Source organism: Proteiniborus sp. MB09-C3, from assembly GCF_030263895.1.
Lineage (GTDB): Bacteria > Bacillota > Clostridia > Tissierellales > Proteiniboraceae > Proteiniborus.
Map to the genome: position 1 here is coordinate 2025807 of NZ_CP127161.1, position 20042 is coordinate 2045848.

The following is a 20042-nucleotide window of genomic DNA, read 5'->3' on the forward strand; positions in this document are numbered from 1 at the left end:
ACTTAACCTCCTAATAAAAAATAATATATGTAATATTATCTTATGAAAAAGTAATTTTTTGGTGCAAATAATATTTTTTTAAATACTTTCAAGTACAAGATATTTATGATATCATTGTAATAATAATATTTAGACACCTTTTTTATTCTAAAAATATAAAATCAAATATGAATATAGATTATGTTTAAGGAGGTTAAAGGATGGATCTGCTAAAGAAGAAAATATTAGAAGAAGGCAGTGTTGAAGAAGGCAATATTTTAAAAGTCGATAGCTTTTTAAATCATCAATTAGACATTGCTTTTTTAAATGAAGCTGGAAAAGAGTTTAAAAGACTTTTTGCTGATAGAAAAATCACAAAAATACTCACTCTTGAAACATCAGGAATAGCCATAGCAAGCATAGCAGCACAATATTTTAATGTACCAGTAGTATTTGCAAAAAAAATTGCAACAAAGAATCTTGATAGGGAAACTTATGAAAGTGATGTTTTTTCTTATACTAAGGGTAGGACATATAAGATTAAGGTATCAAAAAAATATATAAATAAGGACGATCATATCCTTATTATTGATGATTTCTTAGCAAATGCGCAGGCAGCATTAGGACTTATGGATATTATTAATAAAGGTGGAGCTACTCTAGAGGGTATAGGAATAGTTATAGAAAAAGGCTTTCAGGATGGAGGACAGCTTTTAAGAGAACAGGGTGTTAATTTAAAATCCCTAGTTATAATAGACTCATTTGAAAATGGTAAAGTAAAATTTAGATAAAAAATCAGAGATTTCTCTGATTTTTTTGCTTTAAAATGCCTTGTCTTTAGATTATCATAGTATCATAAGGTGAGTTGATTTATCTAGCTGATAAGTAGTATAATATTTTTAGAGTTTATAAATACCTATTAAATAAATGTTTGCTAGTTAGGTAATATGCTTTTATACAGTGGGAATAATAAGGCAGAAGGTAGGGGAGAGATATTATGATATTTTATTGGGAAAAAATTTTGATACCATATGAACAAGCTGTAGAGGAGCTTAAGGTCAAATTTAAAGGTATAAGAAATGAATATAGAAGACTTGATGAATATTCTCCTATTGAATTTGTTACTGGTAGAGTAAAGGCTATTTCTAGTATCTTAGATAAGGCCAGACGAAGAAATGTACCCCTAGAAAGAGTTGAAGAAGAGATTGAGGATATTGCTGGGATACGTATCATGTGTCAGCTAGTAGATGACATTGAAAAGGTTGTTGAGCTTATAAGGAGCAGAGATGGCAAGGATTTAAGAATTGTAGAGGAAAGAGATTACATAACTAATATTAAAGAAAGTGGATATAGAAGCTATCACATTATCATTAAATATAAAGTTCATACTGTTTTTGGTGAGAAGGAAATATTAGCAGAAATACAAATAAGAACATTGGCTATGAACTTTTGGGCTACTATTGAACATTCCCTAAATTATAAGTTTTCTAGAAATATACCAGAGGATGTAAAGGAACGGCTTAAAAATGCAGCCGAGGCAGCATTTTTACTTGATCAAGAGATGTCTGAAATTAAAGATGAGATTACTGATGCTCAAGAAATTTTTCAGCTAAAATCATCATTGATTGTCGATATATTGAAAAAGATTCAAAACCTTTATTTTACTGGAAAGATTAAGGAAATAGAGGGTATTCAAGAAAGATTCCTTGTGCTTCAGGAGCATGGAAGTGTAGCTGAACTGAGAAGGTTTAGCAAAGAACTAGATGAGATGCTCTAATATTTAATATTTTTTAGCATGTTTTGGTTAATATTTTGTTTTTAGGGTAACATAATAGAAAATATTAATATTGGGGGAAAGACAATGGATAGAATTGAAAAGAATTTTAAGTATTTTTTAGATAAGTATGGAGATATATACGAGGCATATGAAAATTATGGACAAAAGGTACATAATGACGGTGGACCCCTTGATGAAAAGACTCGCTGGCTAATAAAGACAGCAATTTCAGCAGCGTGTAAGCATCATTATTCCGTAAGAACTCATATTAGAAAGGCTCTAAAAAATGGATGTACAAGAGATGAAATCGAACATGCACTTATGCTAGTAGCACCAACAGCAGGCTTTCCTGCATTTATGGAAGCGCTTATGTGTCTAAGAGAAGAACTTGATGAGGATGCATTATAAGAACGGCAAATTAGAAAGCTACTGAAAAAGTCTATTTATGTCATTCTGAGCGTTAGCGAAGGATCTCTCTTATATTGGAAACATAAGATTCTTCGACTGCGTTTCAGAATGACAGGCAATAGAATTAAAGTTTTTCAGTAGTCTTCGATTTAGCCGTTTTTATTTTTAATAGTATATATTATATTCATAGCAAAATCCTTAGCGTATTCTTCAATATTGGGCAGCTTTATAATAGAGCCTTTATCATTTGCAGTAGCCATCAGGGAAAAATAAGGTGGAAGTCTGAAGGTTTTATTTATATTTAATGCGCTGATCAGCTGTTTTGCAACTGAATCGCTGCCAGAGTTTCCTGATACTATAATACTAAAAATACTTTTATCGTAAAACTTAGTTTTTCTGAAAAGAGCTGTTAATCGATTGATTACAGCAGAAAGATTTGCAGAGATAGCATCGTTATAATTAGGACAAATCCAGATTATAATATCTGAATGCAGTATAGAGGGATACACCTCTTCTACCATAATTCCTCCGTAAAAACAGCTAGTTTGCTGTCCATAGTGCTTGCAAACCTTATATGGACATCCGATACAATCCTTTACTGTACCATTTTCTATATGTATTTCATTGATAGGATAGTCCACTAAATGTTTTTTTACCATATCCCAAAGCATTAAGGTATTTGACGTTTTTCTATTACTTGCATGAAGAACTAATATCTTTGGATTTTCCAAAGGTATAGGCTTATAATCATTTAATCTCATGCTGAGGGCCTTGCAGCTTTCAATGCATACATCAATAAGTGGCTTTTTAGATACCTTCTGTACAGTTAAAAAATTTCTTAATGATCCTGTTGCCTCTACTAAAGGTCTTCCAAGAAAACTGAGACCCATTTGATTAGATAAAAAAATAATGTCTTGAGCGACTGTTTTAGTGTATAATTCGGTGTCACTATGTATTAATATACTTCCCGTGGAGTCATGTAATGCTTGCTTCCCTTTATTGAATATTTCAGTAAGTATTTTATCTAGTCCTAGGCTTATTCCAGCACCATTAAGCTCTACAGCAAAAACAATTTTCTTGCTTCTTAAATCAGGAATATTGTGTTCATCTTCAATTATGATTGGATTCCAGTCTGCACTTACTGCATTAATCATTTTATCAAGTATATCTGAAGGCTTTTCAGGAACTATTATATAGAGGTCCTTCATATGGTTGCCAACCTTTCAAAGGTTTCTTCCAATTTCTTATACAATGTTACATGAAGATTTAGACGTTCAAGCTCTGTACCTGAAGGAGTTAGTCTATTTTTGGCTCCCATATAGACACCGCCCATAAAGGTAGCACTATAGTGCCAATTGCCTTTTATAGTATTTAGAATTGATAGTGCACCAGAGGATAGGGCAGGTGCTACAAAAGGCTTATATCCAGCTTCTCTAACCTCTAAATTTGCATATAGTGTTTTTTTAGTTAGATAATTTGATAGCTCTTCATCATAATTTTCTATACTATTAGCTATAACTAATCCTTGACCATGAGGTCCAAAGGCTCTCCCTTCGGTGATATAAGATGCTGTCATTGGATTTTTAGAAGCATAATACGCTGCTCTTGCATTCATAACACCAAGCCCATATCCTCTTATTTGCTCTGGTGCAAGTCCACCATAATCCATAATTCCTTGTGAATTTTTATTGCTTTCTATAAGAGCTGCTTTACATAGCAAATCTACAGGATCAGAGACTACAGCAAATATTCCCTTAAAATTATTTTTTCTTGCCATAATAGCATATTTTTTAATAATTTCTGAATTTCCCTCAAACTGATAAAGCCTTACATCTCCAACATCTTCTCCTATCTTAGGTACATTTTTTGAAGCACAAAATACAAACATGTCACAGCTAAATAATTCTTCTTCTGAGATTCCTTTAATTAGAGGGTATTCATTGCAATTGAAAGCATCTAATATCTGGTTTGCCTCTAGTTCCCATCTAATTACAGATTCTGCTGATCTTGAATATATGCCAATTTCAGATATACAGCTTCCTCCTAGAAGACGAAGTCCGGTTAAAAGAGTTCCGCCTACGTCGCCAAGTCCTACGAGGTTCACCTTCCACTTAGAAGGTGGGATATAATACAATACACTTCTCCAATTCTGATAGCTTGTATTTATAGCCATGATCTCTCTAGAGCTAATTTTATAAAGTAACCAGTCCTTTAAATTATAATTCCCTTCATCAGGCTTTACTAACAATCTTAAATCTTCATTTTTTAGGTATAACAGCGAAGAATCAGAAACAGAGAAGCTTCTTCTTGAAGAATTAGGCACTAAAGCTGTGAGAAAAAATATTAATCCTCTTTCTTTAGCGGCTTCGCTTTCATGAATTTCATTAAGCTCATCATATTTATTATAAGAAAATGCGATTTTGTTTCCTATTTTATAAAAAAACATTTAACCTCTCCTAACCTAAATAATATTCTATTATCTGACTATATTTCTAATTCTATTCAATCTCTCAATATCGTTCTTAAGGTATTCCGAAGGCTTGAGATTCAGGTCATATTCTATGTTTCTTCCTAATTCAGGACATCTAGGATAAGTGAATACTTCACCTAAATGCTTAAGAGTAAAATTTCTTTCCTCAGCTAATAAATACTCTCTTTCAATAGTTTGAAGTATGTCTATAGAATTTAATATGCATATTTCTGATAAATTGATAATAGCCTCTCCAGTTGTATTTTTTATGAACTTAGGATACATGTAAGGCATTATTAAGTTGATTGATGGAATCATATACCTTTTAGGCTGATCTCCTGTCCATACCGAATCCCCTCCCATAAAAGGATAAAGCAAGCTTTCATTAAACCACACCCTTAAATTAGGGATAAAATATGCAGAATCGACCTGATTTCCATGAGCATCCATCAATTCTTTTCCTCTTCCAGAAAGTATACCTACTATTGTTTTTTCTACAGTTATACCTTCTTGATTAAGAAGTGGACTAATTGCGTTCATTCTATAGCCTTTATGAAGCAAGTCGTCAATTAATATTACAGGTCTATTAAAGGAGTGTAATAGTTTAATTTGATTCTCCAAATTCATATAGTATTGAGAAGGAACAATGGTTGAGCTTTTTAAGTCTGATTCAAATCTTTTTTCAGTATGCATTGACTTAGTAACAGTATTAGGTATTATAGAGCCTTTTAATATGGAGCCAAAGGGTACACACATAAAGCCTCCAAGAGTTCTGGGCTCCATTACTTGGGTAGGCACAACATTGGTTTCACATATCTTGTTAATTAATTTTTTATGCAAAATATCTATATCAAATGGCAAGACCAAATTGCCTGGATATAATCTTGTCAATGCCAATTGGAGTCTTTTTCTTGCTCTATTTATTGAGCCTATAACATTTTCGTTACTTTTGAATGGCTCCTTAATCACTGTTTTGATATCAAGGCTCAAAGTACATGGATTAGTCATATTCACTGCATAAATAGGATTTTTTTCATCACTAAATGGTATCAGCTGAAAGCCTTGGAGCTCAAGGGTTTCATATATATCAGGCTGTAAATAAGTATCTATAGAGCTCTTAAAAACTGCATAGGTATAATCCTTAGCTAGACAAAATGAGAGAGTTTCTGTAAGCAGGACTTGATTTAGATTACTAAATCGGGAGGAATGGTCAATATATATTCCATCTACTAATAAAACTCTTCCTACAGCATTCTGCCTTATATATTCAGATACATTTTGGTTTTCAAATTCACCGTAGAACATACCTGACCTAATCCAGTGGAACATGGAGAAACCAAGTATTTTTCTGTCATCATCCTTATCTCTAAGTAATATTATACGAGGACTGAATTTTGTTTTTAAGTTGAATATTCTCTCATAGGCCTTCTCATTATTATTAAAAAATAATTGGCACAGACTAGAAATCAAGGTTTCATCTATTTTTTCAATTACTTCAATATCTATAGAGGTAGTTTGAAATAAAGTCTTATATTGAGGTTCTTTTCTATATACTCCATATTCATAAATATATTTTTGAGCTAATGGGTCTATTAGCTGGGATATATCCCTATTTTCATCTATATAGGTTCTAATTTGTGTTGAGCTTATATCCTCGTACTGGGGAGGTAGAGTAAGTCTTATGATTTTTCCGCTAATATTTTGTATTGCTTTTTCTAATTTCTTATCATCATGTTCAGTAGAAACAAAGCTCCTTCTATCAAAGATAATATGAGGGAAGCTATGTATTGAACTTTCAGTTTCCTTATTTTTATAGCTTGAAGCATTAAGTATTACATCACTTCCAGCAACCATATGTACATTAGAGTTAGGGAAGCAATCCCTTAAGGCTTTCAAATCATAATCATTAGTAATATTGACTTGTATATCCTCGGGGAACAAATGTATCCCAAGCTCATCAGCTATGGACATATTTATTATTTCTCGCCTTAATAAGTTCGGCTGAGTTCTTTTTGACCAGGAAAACTCATCAACTGCTAAGTAAACTTCAAAGCCTAAATTCCTTATTGCCTTTGCTATTTCCTTATGACCAAGAGAAAAAGGATCAAAGGTACCTGGGTAAAAGGCCACATTAGAATTATGACTGATGTCAAATTCTCCATAGAAAAACACATAATCAGATATAAATCTATAGATATGATTTAATGCAGCTGAATTACTTAAAAAAGTAAGCTTATCTCTGTCGATTTTGACTAGCAATGTGAGAATCTTTTTTAGAATAAGCTTAAATATGTCTCCTTTTTCTTTTAGTGAAAGCTCAGACGAGCCAAATATTTCTTTTCCTATAACTCTAAAGGCCTCGTGATTAATCTGATAATCATAATTTACCAGTCCATTTAATAATATTCCTAGCATTTTTTTCAGCCTTTGAATATTTCTATCTGTATCCTCATTAAATCTTTCTTTATATTGCGGGTAATTTGAAATAGTACTTCCTATGGTTCGGAGCAAAAGAAAAGTAACCTGTGAACTAGACTGTTTAATTTTTTCAATAAAATCATCTATTATTTCATCCAGTTCCACAGGATGTAGGTAGAGCAGCATTCTCCCTAAATATGGTGGTATATACTTAGTAAATTGAAAGCCTTGCATTTCAAGGGCACGTAAAAGCTCAACACTTACATCATTTTTCTCATCTAGAGTAAGGTAAGGAAATAGGTGAAGCAATGCTAAACCAGCATGAGTTCTTACATTTTCAGTTGCACTTACCTTTATTAGATTACAGTAATGCATAGCAGTATGTAATCCGTTTTTTCTTGGGGATTCTATCCCTAGCTCAAGAAGAAAATCAATAGATGTTTTCTTTATTATCCAGCTTGTTGCTGTTTTTAGGTTTTTAAGAAATACATCGCCTATTTTCTCATAATCACCTAAGAAGTAGCTTTTAAACAAAGCTTTAGTATTTTCATCAAAGCTTAATACCTCAGATATCTTATATTTCAAATAATTTATTGCAGGAATATCAGGGTAACTAGCGTTATCTGATAGCTTAAGGATTACTTCATTAAAATATTTTTTATCGATTTGAAAGGATAAGTAGTAAATGCTTTCTAAAGCAGAAAGCTCAATGTCTAAGTTATAGCTATCAGTCATTTTCCCGATGAAGCTTAGTACCCTATCAAGCTCTAGATCATCAAATTTATTAAAGGGTATGCATTTGACAGTTTGTATTAAATAAAGTATGGCCTCCCATTCAAAGCTGTATGCAGCTTCATAGTATTTAAAGAGAACATTTATATAATCTTTTCCTTGTTCTTTATTGCAATGCTTAAATAGGGATGTTATCATATCTCCTAAGCTAAAACCAATCCATTTCCTATGGGCTTCAATTATTTTATGATCAGGAGATAGAAATAAGCCAATATACTTATCAAGAAGTTCACTACTAGTCACTTCTGGTGATGCTATATTTACATCATCGGGAACTTCTTTTCTATATACCTCATCAAATATGGCTATGAAGCTGCCAATTAGCTGTGCGCATTGTTTTCTAACATCTTCTTCCTTATGAGTTAAAAAATCATAAAGAAAGTTCAGGGTTATGAGTTTTTGTCTTTGAGTTAAGAAAGCTGAATATTCCTCGAAAATATTTATATATCCGCGAAGCTTCTTCCAATCAGTTTCTCCTGCAGCCATTTCTAAAATGGAATTCAAAGATGCTTCATTTCTAAATATATTCATGACATGAATGTTATGCTCAATAGCTTTATATTTAATGTTTTCTATTATTTCCTGTCCTTGCATAAAAGAGATATGTCTTTTAACTTTATTAGGTTCTGCAACACTATTATCTAAATTAACGTTTACTCCAGCGTTTGTAATAAAGTCTTCAAAGTCTTTGAGCTTAGAATATACTCGCCTATATCTTTTTTCCTTTTCTGAATCCACATTGTCTAGCTTATTTAATATGATGTTAAAGGATTCTCTTAGCGAATAAATGTGCATTATTCTACTGCCATCAGGGAGTTCTTTATTTTTTACTCTAAAGTCTGAATATATTAGAACAAGAGATTCTATCGGCAGGTTTTCTAGCTCTAAATCCCAAGTAGAATGGTAAGTGGCAATGTGACCGATATAGGGGATATCATGCTTCTTATACCATAAATCCGTATAATAATAATGCAGATATGGAACTCTTTTATACTCACTTCGGCTGCAACCATACTTACCTATATCATGGCCGGCAGCTGCACCAGACAATTTACCTAGATCAATTGGAAGCCCATAATTCTTAATTTGTCTTCCTATAAATAATGATAAATGATGAACTCCACAAACGTGATCAAGAGTATTATGGTTAGTTATTTCCTGATGAAGCTTCATCATTTCATAAGCATAACTATTGTTAAATATATTTTTAAATTGTCTATATTCAGCTAAGCTTGCGGAGCTCTTCTCTTCCTCAGCATTGAGAAAGTTTAAAGGATATTTACTTTGACAAGTACTAGTATTTATATTTTTTTCAAATTCAGATAATACTCTAAGAGCTTTCAGATAAAAGATTATAGCAGCACTGTATTTTGATTCTGTATTTATGTCAATTGCATTAGGAAATGATTTATTAAGGGTAAATTGATAGACATAGTATAGCCAATTGTCGGGGAGTTCAGTACCACATACTTGTTTAAGTAAATTTTTACAAAGGCTATAAACTGCCTTACAGCTAAAGTCTTTTTCATCTGTCATTTCATTAACTTTATTTATAAATGAAGCCTCCGATATATTTTCCCTGATAATTTTTATATCTAATGAAAGTTCATTTATAAAACTTTCATTCATTAAGGAATGTATCAATTTGTTATGTATCTTTTGTGACAATGAACTATTCATAAGAATCCTCCTGTAGAGTGTAAAATCGATGTATACTTTTTCTTTATTTTACCATTCTATATTATTATAGTAAAGAAATCCTTAGATAAAAGGTTTCAATCTATTACTGACATATATGTACAGACGTATTTTTATCTTCATTGTATAGAAATCATTATTTATGTTACATATTACCCTTAAAATCATATTTTCAGTACTCATTTTTGATTTGATTTTCTTCTAATGATATTTATTTTATTATACATAAAAATACCCTACAAAATAGACCTTAAAAAATCTATCTTATAGGGTACACTTTAAAGCGACAAATGTCTGGATATTTTTATTCAATATTCAAATCAAAGTTTCCTACTCCCATATCAACATTAATGCTTGCTTTTGATATAGATGATTCATAGTTAGGAGACATATACCAGTCATTTACAAGCTTCCAGTTCAAATCTTTAAGATTGCTGTGCTTCAATCCTCCATCTAGTTTAACTCTCACTCCTAAGTTCTCTGGAACGGTAACACTAATGTTTGTAGCTCCGGCCTCAATATCTACATTTAAATTTTCAACATTGTTTCCAAACAATAGGTTTATATCGCCAGCACCAAAATCAAAATCAACATTAGTTACTCTAATATTCCTAAAATCCATATTGCCGCTTACAGCACCAATATCTCCATCAATGTCCCAATACACTTTATCAGAAAGATAAAGATTGCTTTCATAGCCTTTGTTTCCCTTAAAGTTAATTCCCTTAGTTCTTTCTTTTAAGATAATCTGTGCATTCTCACCGTTATTAAGATAGTCTATTTTTTTATCTACATTTGGGTTTTCTACATACCCATCAAACAAGTTTATATCAGATGATGAGTTGATTTTTAAATTAACAGCAGATAAATCTAAATCAAGGGTAGCTGTTTTCAATTTATCATTAAGCTCGTAGGTCATATTTGGAGTATTATTTACTGGTGGTAACTGATATCTGCTGTATTGCAGATAAAAACCATAAGCAATGATTATTACGAAAAAAACAATCCATATTAGAGTCTTTATGGTTTTATTATCATTAAAGACTATGGAAGCACCTACTGCAATAAGTATTAAGGGCCATAAGTCAAAGGCTACTTCAAATATAGACCATCTTATGAAATCAAGATTGTAGAGTAATAAAAATATGCCGATAAATACTATAATTACTCCCAAAATGATATTATTTTTTTTCACTGTTTTTTTCCCTCCCATTAACTATTATATACACACCAGCTAAAACAAGTATTATTCCACCAAAATTCACAAAATCAAACCAATAAAATAATTTTTTAGCAAAAATAAGAGCTCCTAAACCAATTAAGGTTACTCCAAGTATCATTTTATTTCTTTCATCTTTATTTTCTGTATTAGCATTGTCATAAGTATATTCTGGATCAGGACCATCATTTAAATTTTCTTCGTTTTTTCTATAGCCAAAAGGCGCCTCAGGAATGATAATCATACATACAATATATGCAATAACTCCTATGGCTTTCGCAAAAAATAGTAGAACACATACTAATCTTACGATTACAGGATCGACATCAAGATACTCTGCCAATCCACCACAAACTCCACCTATAACCTTATTTTCTCGCGAACGATAAAGCTGCTTGCTCATTTTAATTCTCCTTCCTTTTTCTTGAATTAATACTTCTAGTCATATAAATGATATTATTCCAATATTGTTTTAATATTGATATAGAAGTAAGACGTTGCTTTTTTTTATTATACTTCATTTTACTCTAAAAATATTTAAAAGTTCAGACAGCAAGAAGAGTATAACGAACTTTTAGGGCAATAATCATTACTAGACAATAATATTATAACAAAATAAGGGAATCCGGTAAGTATTTTCAATTAAGTATTTTCAATATTTATAGTTTATGGTAGTCTATTAACATAGGTTGATTATTATTTATGGTGGTGATTTAGTGTTTAATGTGCTTTCATTAATATTTAGATATATTTTCATATTTCTAATCTATCTTTTTATGATAGGAATAATAAGAATGATTTACCTAGATATTAAGAGTATGGGAGGTTCAATTAGCGATGGCTCCTCATATTTAAAGTTGCTGAATAGAAAAGATACATTGCATTTTAAAATAAAGGAAGTATATGTACTAGAGGATGACGTCACAATTGGAAGAGGAATTCAAAATGATATTGTTCTAAAAGATCCTTATATTTCGAAAGACCATGCTAAAATAATTCTTGATGAGGGCGAATATTTCCTAGAGGACTTAAAAAGTGCCAATGGAACCCTTGTAAATGATTCAAGAGTTCTAGATGTTGTAAAACTAAGGGATGGTGATAGAATTAAATTTGGACAGGTAGAATTCCTTTTCATAGAAGGGGATTAAGGAGTGTTTATAATGACTAAAAAACTACTTGGAATCAGATCACCTCAGAGTCTTTTAATGCTTATAAATATTTTGGCTTTGCTGCTTTTAATAACCTTTAATACAGAACTTGAGAGAAATATCATATACTCAGCAATAGTATTGATTCTCACAATTTCTCTATCTAGTTTTGTATTATATAAGATTTCTAGTGGTGATAATTACATTTTTTTAATCGTAACTATGCTTATTAGCATAGGAATAATTATGATTTATAGAATAAATCCAGCACTTGGCTTTAAACAAATCCTATGGTTTGGAATAGGTATAATAGTATTTTTTATATCTTATTTTACTATTAAAAATATAAAGTATTGGGATAAGCTCCTTTACTTTTATTTAGGGTTATCTTTAGTATTATTCTTAGCTACTTTAATATTTGGAACTAAGAATAAAGGAGCTACAAACTGGATAATAATCTTTGGTTCCAGCTTTCAACCAGCGGAGCTGATTAAGATATTATTCATTTTTTCTCTGGCTTCTTATTACACAAATAAAGATAAATACAATAATAAGCTAATATTCTTGGCTGTGGTTTATGCACATATAGGTTTTTTATTTATACAAAAGGATTTAGGAACTGCAATGCTATTTTTCCTTTTATTTATTTCCATCCTATATGTCTATGAAGAAGATAGAAGATTGATACTATATAATATGGCAAGTGCAGTGGTATTAGGGGTATTGGGCTATTTTATGTTTAATCATGTTAGAGTTAGAGTAGAGACATGGATAAATCCTTGGGCTGATATTGATGGTAAAGGATATCAAATAACACAGTCATTGTTTGCAATTGCATCAGGAGGCTTTTTTGGAACTGGAATTGGACTTGGACATCCTGAATTTATTCCAGAGGTTCACAATGATTTTATATTTTCTGCAATATGTGAGGAAATGGGGGTATTTACTGGTATAGCAGTAATTTTCTTATTTCTGATTATTGTATATAGGGGTGTAAAAATAGCTTTACAGCAACAAAATCAATTTTTTAGAATTATTGCTTTAGGTATAACACTGATGTTTGGATATCAAGCTTTCATCATACTAGGAGGAGTTACTAAAATGATTCCACTAACAGGTATTACTTTACCTTTTGTGAGCTATGGTGGCAGTTCATTAGTATCCAGCTTTGCTGCTCTTGGGATTTTACAGGTAGCTTCTGAAGAACTTGATTTAGAACAGGAGGAAGAAGATGAACACAGAATCCAAGAGGATAATTAGAATACTCATTTCTTTATGTGGATTATTTATTTGTCTAGTTTTATATATTAGTTATTTCCAAATATTTACAGCAGATAAAATTGTAACTAGCAACTATAATAAGAGACAATGGATTAATGAAGAAAATATATTAAGAGGAGAAATTACTGATAGAAGAGGAACTATACTAGTAAATAGTGTAAAAACAGATAAAGGACAGATTAGAGATTACAAATATGGAAAAACATATAGCCATATAATTGGGTACAGCTCTAGAGAATATGGAAAATCTGGAATAGAGGCTGTGTATAATAAAGAGCTATTAGATTTGAATGATTCAAATCCTATAGGAGAGCTGAAGAATATATTAAGTGACGGAGAAACAGTTGGAAACAATGTAGTATTAACAGTTGACCATGAAATCCAGAGCTATGCATACAAATTGCTAGGTAATAGAAAAGGCTCAATTGTACTAATGAATCCTAAAACAGGGGAGATATACGCAATGATAAGCAACCCTTCATTTAACCCCTCTACTTTAAAAGAAAACTGGGAAGATATTGTAGCAAACGAAGATAGTCCTCTACTAAATAGAGCGACTATGGGTATGTATGCTCCAGGGTCAATATTTAAGCTAATCACAGCTACGGCAGCCATAGAAAACAGAGAAACAGATGAGGTTTTCAATTGTGAAGGCTCAATTAAAATAGATGGATATGTGCTTAAGGATTATAAAGGAGAGGCTCATGGACAGGTAGATTTAAACGAAGCATTGGCAAAATCCTGTAATGTCGCTTTTAGTCAAATCGGGCTTGAAATTGGAGATTCTAAGCTTAGAAATGCAGCAGAAAAATATATGTTCAATAGCAGTATACCTTTTGACCTACGTACAGCAAAATCTACTTTTCCAGGGAAAATTGACTCTAAACCAGAACTAGGTGCTTCCGCTATAGGACAGGGCAAGGTTCTTGTAACTCCTCTAAATATGGCAATGGTTGCTTCTGCAATAGGTAATAAAGGTGAAATGGTAAAGCCGATTCTAATGAAGGAAATAATTAATAGTAACAGTAGGGTTTTAAAGAAGAATAGAACTGAGCTTTTGTCTAGAGTAACTAGTCCTGAAATAGCAGAACGGTTAAAATCTATGATGATTGATGTTGTAGAAAAAGGCACAGGGAAAAATGCTAGAATAAGCAATATTAGAGTTGCAGGGAAAACAGGGACTGCGGAAAACGAGACTGGCAAAGAACATGCATGGTTTATTGGCTTTGCACCAGCAGATGATGCACAAGTAGCAGTAGCAGTTATAGTTGAAAACAGTGGAAAGACCGGAGGAACAGAAGCAGCACCAATAGCTAGAGATTTAATGAGAAAAGCAATGCAAGTTTTAAGCAAGTAGTAAGTTTAAAATATTTTGGTATTATTTAGGGATATATTTGTGAATAAGTTGGGGACATTTCTGCGTATTTTGCAGATGTGTCCCTTAATTTTTTATTTCCTTTAGTTCTAATTATTTTGCATTTGCGATGTAGCAAATGCGCATCATCTTAAATATATTAGTAGTAGCAAAAGACAAGGGAGGTATGCCATAATGGCTTATTCAGACAGGGAGCTATTTGCACGAATCATAAAATGTGAGGCTGGTGGAGAAGGCGAAACAGGAATGAAGGCTGTGGCTACAGTAATAATGAATCGAGTAAATGTAGCAGATGGTGAGTATAGAAGAGTATGTCAAGGTGATTTAAGAAAAGTAATAAACCAAGAAGGTCAATTTGACTGTATGAGAGGAGTACTTGGAGGTGTAACTAACCCACAGACTATTTGGGCTAATCCTCCAGAGGATATACACTATCAGATAGCTGACTGGGCCATAGCAGGCAATAAACTATGGAATATTGGTAGGACATTATGGTATATGAATCCTTTTGTTCCAACCTGTCCTCCAACTTTCCCATATAATGGCTCAGGAACTATAAATTCAAGAATAGGTGATCACTGCTTTTATGATCCAACTGAGCTTTATAGCGACACTTAAAAATGAGGAGGGATTTTATGCGAAGACTACAAAATGATGATAACAATAGGTATATGGTTCCGGCAATGCCGCCTGTATCACCAATTACGCAGCCAAACATGCCACCAACATCACCGATTACGCGGCCAAATATGCCAAACGTACCACCAACATCACCGATTACGCGACCAAATATGCCAAACGTACCACCGATATCACCGATTACACAGCCAAATATGCCAAATGTACCGCCGACATCACCGATTACGCAGCCTAAAATGCCAAATGTACCGCCAACATCACCGATTACACAGCCTAAAATGCCAAATATACCATCGACATCACCAATTACGCAGCCAACAATGCCCATGATGCCGCCATGTACTTTTCCGCCATCATGTAAGTTTCCACCGCCTGGAACTGCTTTTAATCCAATAGGTGTTCCACCATGGGCTGCTCAACCAAGCATGCCGTCTACAGGTGGGCCAACTACTCAACCATCTGTAACACCACCATCTACATCAATGCCTGCTACACGTCGACCAGCTCCTCCAGTATTGGTGGGTAATGATTATATGCAGGGACAATTAAAAGAATTTATTGGAAGACCTGTTAAAGTTGAGTTTATTCTTGGAACAAATATGTTCATAGATAGAGAAGGTACTCTTGTAGATGTGGGAATAGATCATATCGTATTAAGAGAAACAAGAACAGATGATTTACTTTTAGCTGATTTATATTCAATAAAGTTTGTAACTGTACTCTTATAATTAACAATCAAAAATGAAGAATTTTTAAAGGAGATTAAAGTAAAATTTAATCTTCTTTTTTTAGTTTTTTTGGGCATTATAAAATAGAGAGAATATATATTATGAGGAAGATAGTATGAAAACTATAGAACTATATTATGGGAAAGCATTTAGGAGTATTTTAAAAGCAATAAATCCATTTAAGAAGACGATAATAAAAACAGAGGCAAAGGTTCATCAGTTCATTAATAATTATGCTCTTAATATACTTAAAGAAAATGAGTATAGTGTAGAATTCAATGAATTTGAAAGACATATAGATACAATAAATAAGGGAGCTGTATGGGCAGATCAGGATTTTAAGAGTATAAATCATTTCTACAATCCTACAAAGAAAAAAGGATTATATGGTCATGGAAATGCTCTAAAGCTAACAAAAAAATATTATAAAATTGCTGTAAATAGCTATAAAGAAAATGATATTGAAAAATCTATGTTCTATTTAGGAGCAAGTGTTCACATAATACAAGATCTTACTATTCCTCAACATGTGAATATAAGACTTTTAGATAATCATAGACAATACGAAAATTTCGTGAAGACGGCATATAATAAAGTTAAGGATTTTGGGACTTTAGATAAACCTGTAATATTTGATGATATTGAAGAATTTGTAAGATTTAATACTAAAGTCGCATTGAGGATACACAAGCAATTTAAGATAATAAAAGATGATAGTACTAGATTTTATAAAATAACACGCTGCTCACTTCCACTTGCACAAAGAACTACAGCAGGTTGCTTAATCATGTTTATTAAAGACATATCTAAAAGCTCTTAGAAAGAAAATTCCTTTTTATACAAACTTTATCTAAAGTAAAACTTTAAGTATAAAACTGAGGGTTAATCAGATTTATCGATGTTAATCTTAAACATTAACTTTAATTACAAAACCTAATGTGGAAAAAAGTTCTGAAAAAGTGTAGAATGTATATATACAAAATGGGGAGGGATAATCGTGGAGAATAATTTAAGAAAACCAAAAGAAAGAAAAGATGTTGATACAAAATACCTATGGAATCTAGAGACATTATACGTAAATGATGATGCCTGGGAGGATGATTTTAAAAAGGCAAAGGAGCTTTCAAAGAAAATAAAGAAGTACAAAGAGCAAATTGAAAATAGCAGCAAGACTTTACTAGAGGTATTAACTCTACAAGATGAATTATCTAGAATTACTGGAAACATATATACATATGCAAAGATGAAGCAAGATGAAGATACTAGAAATAGTACATATCAAGCCTTAACTGATAGGGCCACAGGATTAATGGTAGAGGTTGAAGAAAGCTTATCATTTATAGTACCTGAACTTCTTATGTTGGATGAAGAAAAGATAAATAGATACTTAAATGAAACAAAAGGGCTGGCAGTTTATTCTCATTATCTAGACAACATAATGAGGAGGAAAAATCATATTCTTACTCCAAGAGAAGAAGCAATATTAGCCCAAACTGGCGATATAGCAACAGTATCAGAAAATACCTTTGGAATGCTTAATAATGCTGACTTAAAATTCCCTACAATTAAAGATGAGAATGGACATGAAGTAGAAATTACACATGGAAGCTATATACCTTTAATGGAGAGTAAGGATAGAAAAGTAAGACAGGATGCTTTTAAAGCCCTTTATGATACATATTACAGTTATAAAAATACCTTCGCATCAACCTTAAGTGGAAATGTAAAGAAAAATATTTTTTATTCAAAGCTTAGAAATTATAACAGTGCATTAGAGGCTTCATTGGACGCAAATAACATACCAACTGAGGTTTATCATAATCTAATAAAAACAGTTGGAGATAATCTTAGCTCTTTACATAAATATGTAGCTTTGAGGAAAAAAGCATTAGGACTTGACGAGCTTCATATGTACGATTTATATACTCCTATAGTAAAAGATATAGATATGAAAATACATTATGAAGAAGGAGAGCAGATAGTATTAAAGGGCTTAGCAAAGCTTGGAGATGAGTATGTAAATATAGTTAATGAAGGCTTAAATTCTAGATGGGTAGATGTATATGAAAATAGAGGAAAGAGAAGCGGAGCATATTCATGGGGAACTTATGATTCAAATCCATTTATACTTTTAAATTATCAAGATACCCTAGATAATGTATTTACACTAGCCCATGAACTAGGTCATTCTCTTCATAGCTATTATTCTAAAAAGAATCAGCCTTATATATATGGAGGCTATAGCATATTTTTAGCTGAGGTTGCTTCTACTACTAATGAAGCGTTACTTATGGACTATTTACTTAAGAACGTTAAAACTAAGGAAGAAAAGCTGTATCTTCTTAATCATTATCTAGAGCAATTTAGGGGAACTGTTTATCGTCAAACTATGTTTGCTGAGTTCGAGCTTGCAATACACCAGCATGTAGAGAAGGGAGAATCTCTTACTGCAGATTGGCTATGTGAAACTTATAAAGCTTTAAATGTAAAATATTATGGTTCAGATATTATAATAGATGATGATATTGCAATAGAATGGGCAAGAATTCCTCATTTCTACTACAATTTCTATGTATTTCAATATGCAACTGGTTTTTCAGCAGCTACTGCATTATCTCAGAAGATAATAGATGAGGGCGAAAGTGCCATCCAAAAGTATATAGGGTATTTGAAGAGCGGAAGCTCAGATTATCCAATAAATGTACTTAAAAAGGCTGGCTTAGATATGACCACACCTGAGCCAATAGAAGAAGCACTTAAGCTTTTCGGAGAGCTTGTAGATAAAATGGAAGAGCTTATTTAGTAATCAAGGCTTTCTCAATAAAATTGGGGAAGCCTTTACTATTGATTTAATCTTAGATTAATAATAAAATAATGTACATAGGAGAGTAATAAAAGGATGAAGCTGAACAAAATTATCGTCTATCTAATATTTATTATATTGATACTAGGGGCCTTGCTACCAGTTGCATCGTATCTACTTATGGGAATATTGATTGCTTTGTTGGTAGCATTTAGACAGGAGAAAATTATTTGGAATCATTTGCTGCATAATAGGATACTTTTAGTGATGATTATTTCAACAGTTTTATCGTCCTTGTTTTCAGATTTGTGGTATATAAGTATCTTTTTTTCAATTTTATATATAATGAAAATATTGTTTTGTTCAATAATAAGCTGTTATTTAGATGAAGAACATGTAGATAAGATAATTTTTCTGTTAATGTGTTTAGGAATAATTGTTTCCGCCATAGGTATTTTTCAGTATTTTTATTTCAATGGAGACATGCCTAAAAGCTGGGTAGATAGCAATGTATATGATATTGATTTTAGAGCATATTCAACCTTTTTTAATCCAAATATATTAGCAGGATTCTTAAACCTTACCTTACTGGTTGGCATAGTACAATTTGAATCAAATAAAAATAATAGAAATATGATTATAGCCATCTTATGCAGCGTATTATCAACATCATGTTTATTATTAACTTATTCTCGAAATGGATGGCTATCTCTTTGTATATCTTTTGTAGCTCTGTCTATTATTAATAGAAAATATATAAAGTATGCAGTACTTTTTCCAGTTATTTTTGTAATATTTGATTTTTTAGGAGATACTGGCAGATTACTTCCTCGGAATATTGTGGCTGATTCAAGTATAGAATATAGAATTAAAATCTGGATAGCGGCTATAAAAATTCTAAAGGATAATTTAGTATTAGGAATAGGTCCAGGTACTATATGGGAGCAAATTCCACTATATTCAAATGATTTAAAAGCCTATATATCCCATGTGCATAATATTTATCTGCAGAGACTAGTAGACACAGGTATAATAGGTCTGTTTTGTTTTGTTTGGTTTATAAAATATCTATGGAGTAGAATAAGAGAAGACGTTTTTAACAATCTAGATATTAGTATTATTTCCCTTGGATTTTATGTAACATTATTAGGGAATGGTTTTTTTGATGCAATTTGTTTTCAGGAGCAGATATCAGTTTATGTATGGACACTTATTGGGATAAATCTTGCGAAGACGAAGTCCAATAGAACAGTCAATGAAAAGCATGAGGAAATACAAGAAAAAACATGCTGAGTGAATAAGCAGGA

16 protein-coding genes are annotated in these 20042 nt (G+C 32.0%); 11 read left to right on the top strand and 5 right to left on the bottom strand.

From position 1 onward, the window contains the following. Window positions 1–200: 200 nt before the first annotated feature. The 3 genes from QO263_RS09695 to QO263_RS09705 all read left to right on the top strand — a co-directional run bounded on the left by QO263_RS09695 (window position 201) and on the right by QO263_RS09705 (window position 2164). Complete coding sequence (locus QO263_RS09695) at window positions 201–770, top strand: xanthine phosphoribosyltransferase (RefSeq protein ID WP_285620568.1); 570 nt, start codon at window positions 201–203, stop codon at window positions 768–770. Between the two features lie 203 nt (window positions 771–973). After that, a complete protein-coding gene (yjbM, locus tag QO263_RS09700) occupies window positions 974–1756 on the top strand; it encodes a GTP diphosphokinase (protein ID WP_352169728.1) in 783 nt (260 codons plus the stop codon). Between the two features lie 84 nt (window positions 1757–1840). Then, window positions 1841–2164, top strand: coding sequence for a carboxymuconolactone decarboxylase family protein (locus QO263_RS09705; protein WP_285620575.1), 324 nt, complete (start codon window positions 1841–1843; stop codon window positions 2162–2164). Window positions 2165–2313: 149 nt separating this feature from the next. Here the strand turns inward: QO263_RS09705 and QO263_RS09710 are convergent, their stop codons facing one another. From QO263_RS09710 to QO263_RS09730, 5 genes are all read right to left on the bottom strand, one after another. Beyond that, a complete protein-coding gene (locus QO263_RS09710) occupies window positions 2314–3372 on the bottom strand; it encodes a flavodoxin family protein (protein ID WP_285620580.1) in 1059 nt (352 codons plus the stop codon). After that, the gene (locus QO263_RS09715; RefSeq protein ID WP_285620583.1) at window positions 3369–4610 is read right to left on the bottom strand and encodes a Rossmann-fold NAD(P)-binding domain-containing protein; all 1242 of its coding nucleotides are present in this window, start codon (window positions 4608–4610) and stop codon (window positions 3369–3371) included. Before QO263_RS09715 ends, QO263_RS09710 begins: the two co-directional genes overlap by 4 nt. A gap of 30 nt (window positions 4611–4640) precedes the next feature. Further along, a complete protein-coding gene (locus QO263_RS09720) occupies window positions 4641–9524 on the bottom strand; it encodes a nicotinate-nicotinamide nucleotide adenylyltransferase (protein ID WP_285620586.1) in 4884 nt (1627 codons plus the stop codon). A 322-nt stretch (window positions 9525–9846) separates the two neighbouring features. Continuing rightward, window positions 9847–10737, bottom strand: a complete 891-nt coding sequence (locus QO263_RS09725; protein ID WP_285620588.1) for a toast rack family protein — start codon at window positions 10735–10737, stop codon at window positions 9847–9849. Beyond that, on the bottom strand, window positions 10724–11164 hold the full coding sequence (locus tag QO263_RS09730) for a PspC domain-containing protein (protein ID WP_285620589.1): 441 nt from the start codon (window positions 11162–11164) through the stop codon (window positions 10724–10726). Before QO263_RS09730 ends, QO263_RS09725 begins: the two co-directional genes overlap by 14 nt. A 313-nt stretch (window positions 11165–11477) precedes the next feature. Between QO263_RS09730 and QO263_RS09735 the strand changes: the two genes are divergently transcribed. The 8 genes from QO263_RS09735 to QO263_RS09770 all read left to right on the top strand — a co-directional run bounded on the left by QO263_RS09735 (window position 11478) and on the right by QO263_RS09770 (window position 20028). Beyond that, complete coding sequence (locus QO263_RS09735) at window positions 11478–11909, top strand: FHA domain-containing protein (RefSeq protein ID WP_285620593.1); 432 nt, start codon at window positions 11478–11480, stop codon at window positions 11907–11909. Between the two features lie 12 nt (window positions 11910–11921). Further along, the gene (locus QO263_RS09740) at window positions 11922–13169 is read left to right on the top strand and encodes an FtsW/RodA/SpoVE family cell cycle protein (RefSeq protein ID WP_285620595.1); all 1248 of its coding nucleotides are present in this window, start codon (window positions 11922–11924) and stop codon (window positions 13167–13169) included. Beyond that, complete coding sequence (locus tag QO263_RS09745; RefSeq protein ID WP_285620596.1) at window positions 13141–14547, top strand: peptidoglycan D,D-transpeptidase FtsI family protein; 1407 nt, start codon at window positions 13141–13143, stop codon at window positions 14545–14547. The genes QO263_RS09740 and QO263_RS09745 overlap by 29 nt, the downstream gene beginning before the upstream one ends. A gap of 192 nt (window positions 14548–14739) precedes the next feature. Continuing rightward, entirely contained in the window at window positions 14740–15183 is a 444-nt protein-coding gene (locus tag QO263_RS09750) for a cell wall hydrolase (protein WP_285620599.1), read from the top strand. 131 nt (window positions 15184–15314) lie between these two features. After that, the gene (locus tag QO263_RS09755; RefSeq protein ID WP_285620601.1) at window positions 15315–15932 is read left to right on the top strand and encodes a hypothetical protein; all 618 of its coding nucleotides are present in this window, start codon (window positions 15315–15317) and stop codon (window positions 15930–15932) included. Between the two features lie 115 nt (window positions 15933–16047). Beyond that, entirely contained in the window at window positions 16048–16752 is a 705-nt protein-coding gene (locus QO263_RS09760; RefSeq protein ID WP_285620604.1) for a zinc dependent phospholipase C family protein, read from the top strand. Window positions 16753–16929: 177 nt separating this feature from the next. Continuing rightward, the gene (pepF, locus tag QO263_RS09765) at window positions 16930–18735 is read left to right on the top strand and encodes an oligoendopeptidase F (RefSeq protein ID WP_285620605.1); all 1806 of its coding nucleotides are present in this window, start codon (window positions 16930–16932) and stop codon (window positions 18733–18735) included. Window positions 18736–18831: 96 nt separating this feature from the next. After that, a complete protein-coding gene (locus QO263_RS09770; protein ID WP_285620608.1) occupies window positions 18832–20028 on the top strand; it encodes an O-antigen ligase family protein in 1197 nt (398 codons plus the stop codon). Window positions 20029–20042: the final 14 nt, after the last annotated feature.

Excerpts from the sequence above, each read along its gene's own strand:
- QO263_RS09715 (WP_285620583.1), bottom strand. The coding sequence starts at position 4,610 with ATGTTTTTTTATAAAATAGGAAACAAAATCGCATTTTCTTATAATAAA.
- QO263_RS09740 (WP_285620595.1), top strand. The coding sequence starts at position 11,922 with ATGACTAAAAAACTACTTGGAATCAGATCACCTCAGAGTCTTTTAATG.
- QO263_RS09695 (WP_285620568.1), top strand. The coding sequence starts at position 201 with ATGGATCTGCTAAAGAAGAAAATATTAGAAGAAGGCAGTGTTGAAGAA.
- QO263_RS09755 (WP_285620601.1), top strand. The coding sequence starts at position 15,315 with ATGCCAAACGTACCACCAACATCACCGATTACGCGACCAAATATGCCA.
- QO263_RS09745 (WP_285620596.1), top strand. The coding sequence starts at position 13,141 with ATGAACACAGAATCCAAGAGGATAATTAGAATACTCATTTCTTTATGT.
- QO263_RS09705 (WP_285620575.1), top strand. The coding sequence starts at position 1,841 with ATGGATAGAATTGAAAAGAATTTTAAGTATTTTTTAGATAAGTATGGA.
- QO263_RS09750 (WP_285620599.1), top strand. The coding sequence starts at position 14,740 with ATGGCTTATTCAGACAGGGAGCTATTTGCACGAATCATAAAATGTGAG.
- QO263_RS09720 (WP_285620586.1), bottom strand. The coding sequence starts at position 9,524 with ATGAATAGTTCATTGTCACAAAAGATACATAACAAATTGATACATTCC.
- QO263_RS09760 (WP_285620604.1), top strand. The coding sequence starts at position 16,048 with ATGAAAACTATAGAACTATATTATGGGAAAGCATTTAGGAGTATTTTA.
- QO263_RS09710 (WP_285620580.1), bottom strand. The coding sequence starts at position 3,372 with ATGAAGGACCTCTATATAATAGTTCCTGAAAAGCCTTCAGATATACTT.
- QO263_RS09770 (WP_285620608.1), top strand. The coding sequence starts at position 18,832 with ATGAAGCTGAACAAAATTATCGTCTATCTAATATTTATTATATTGATA.
- QO263_RS09730 (WP_285620589.1), bottom strand. The coding sequence starts at position 11,164 with ATGAGCAAGCAGCTTTATCGTTCGCGAGAAAATAAGGTTATAGGTGGA.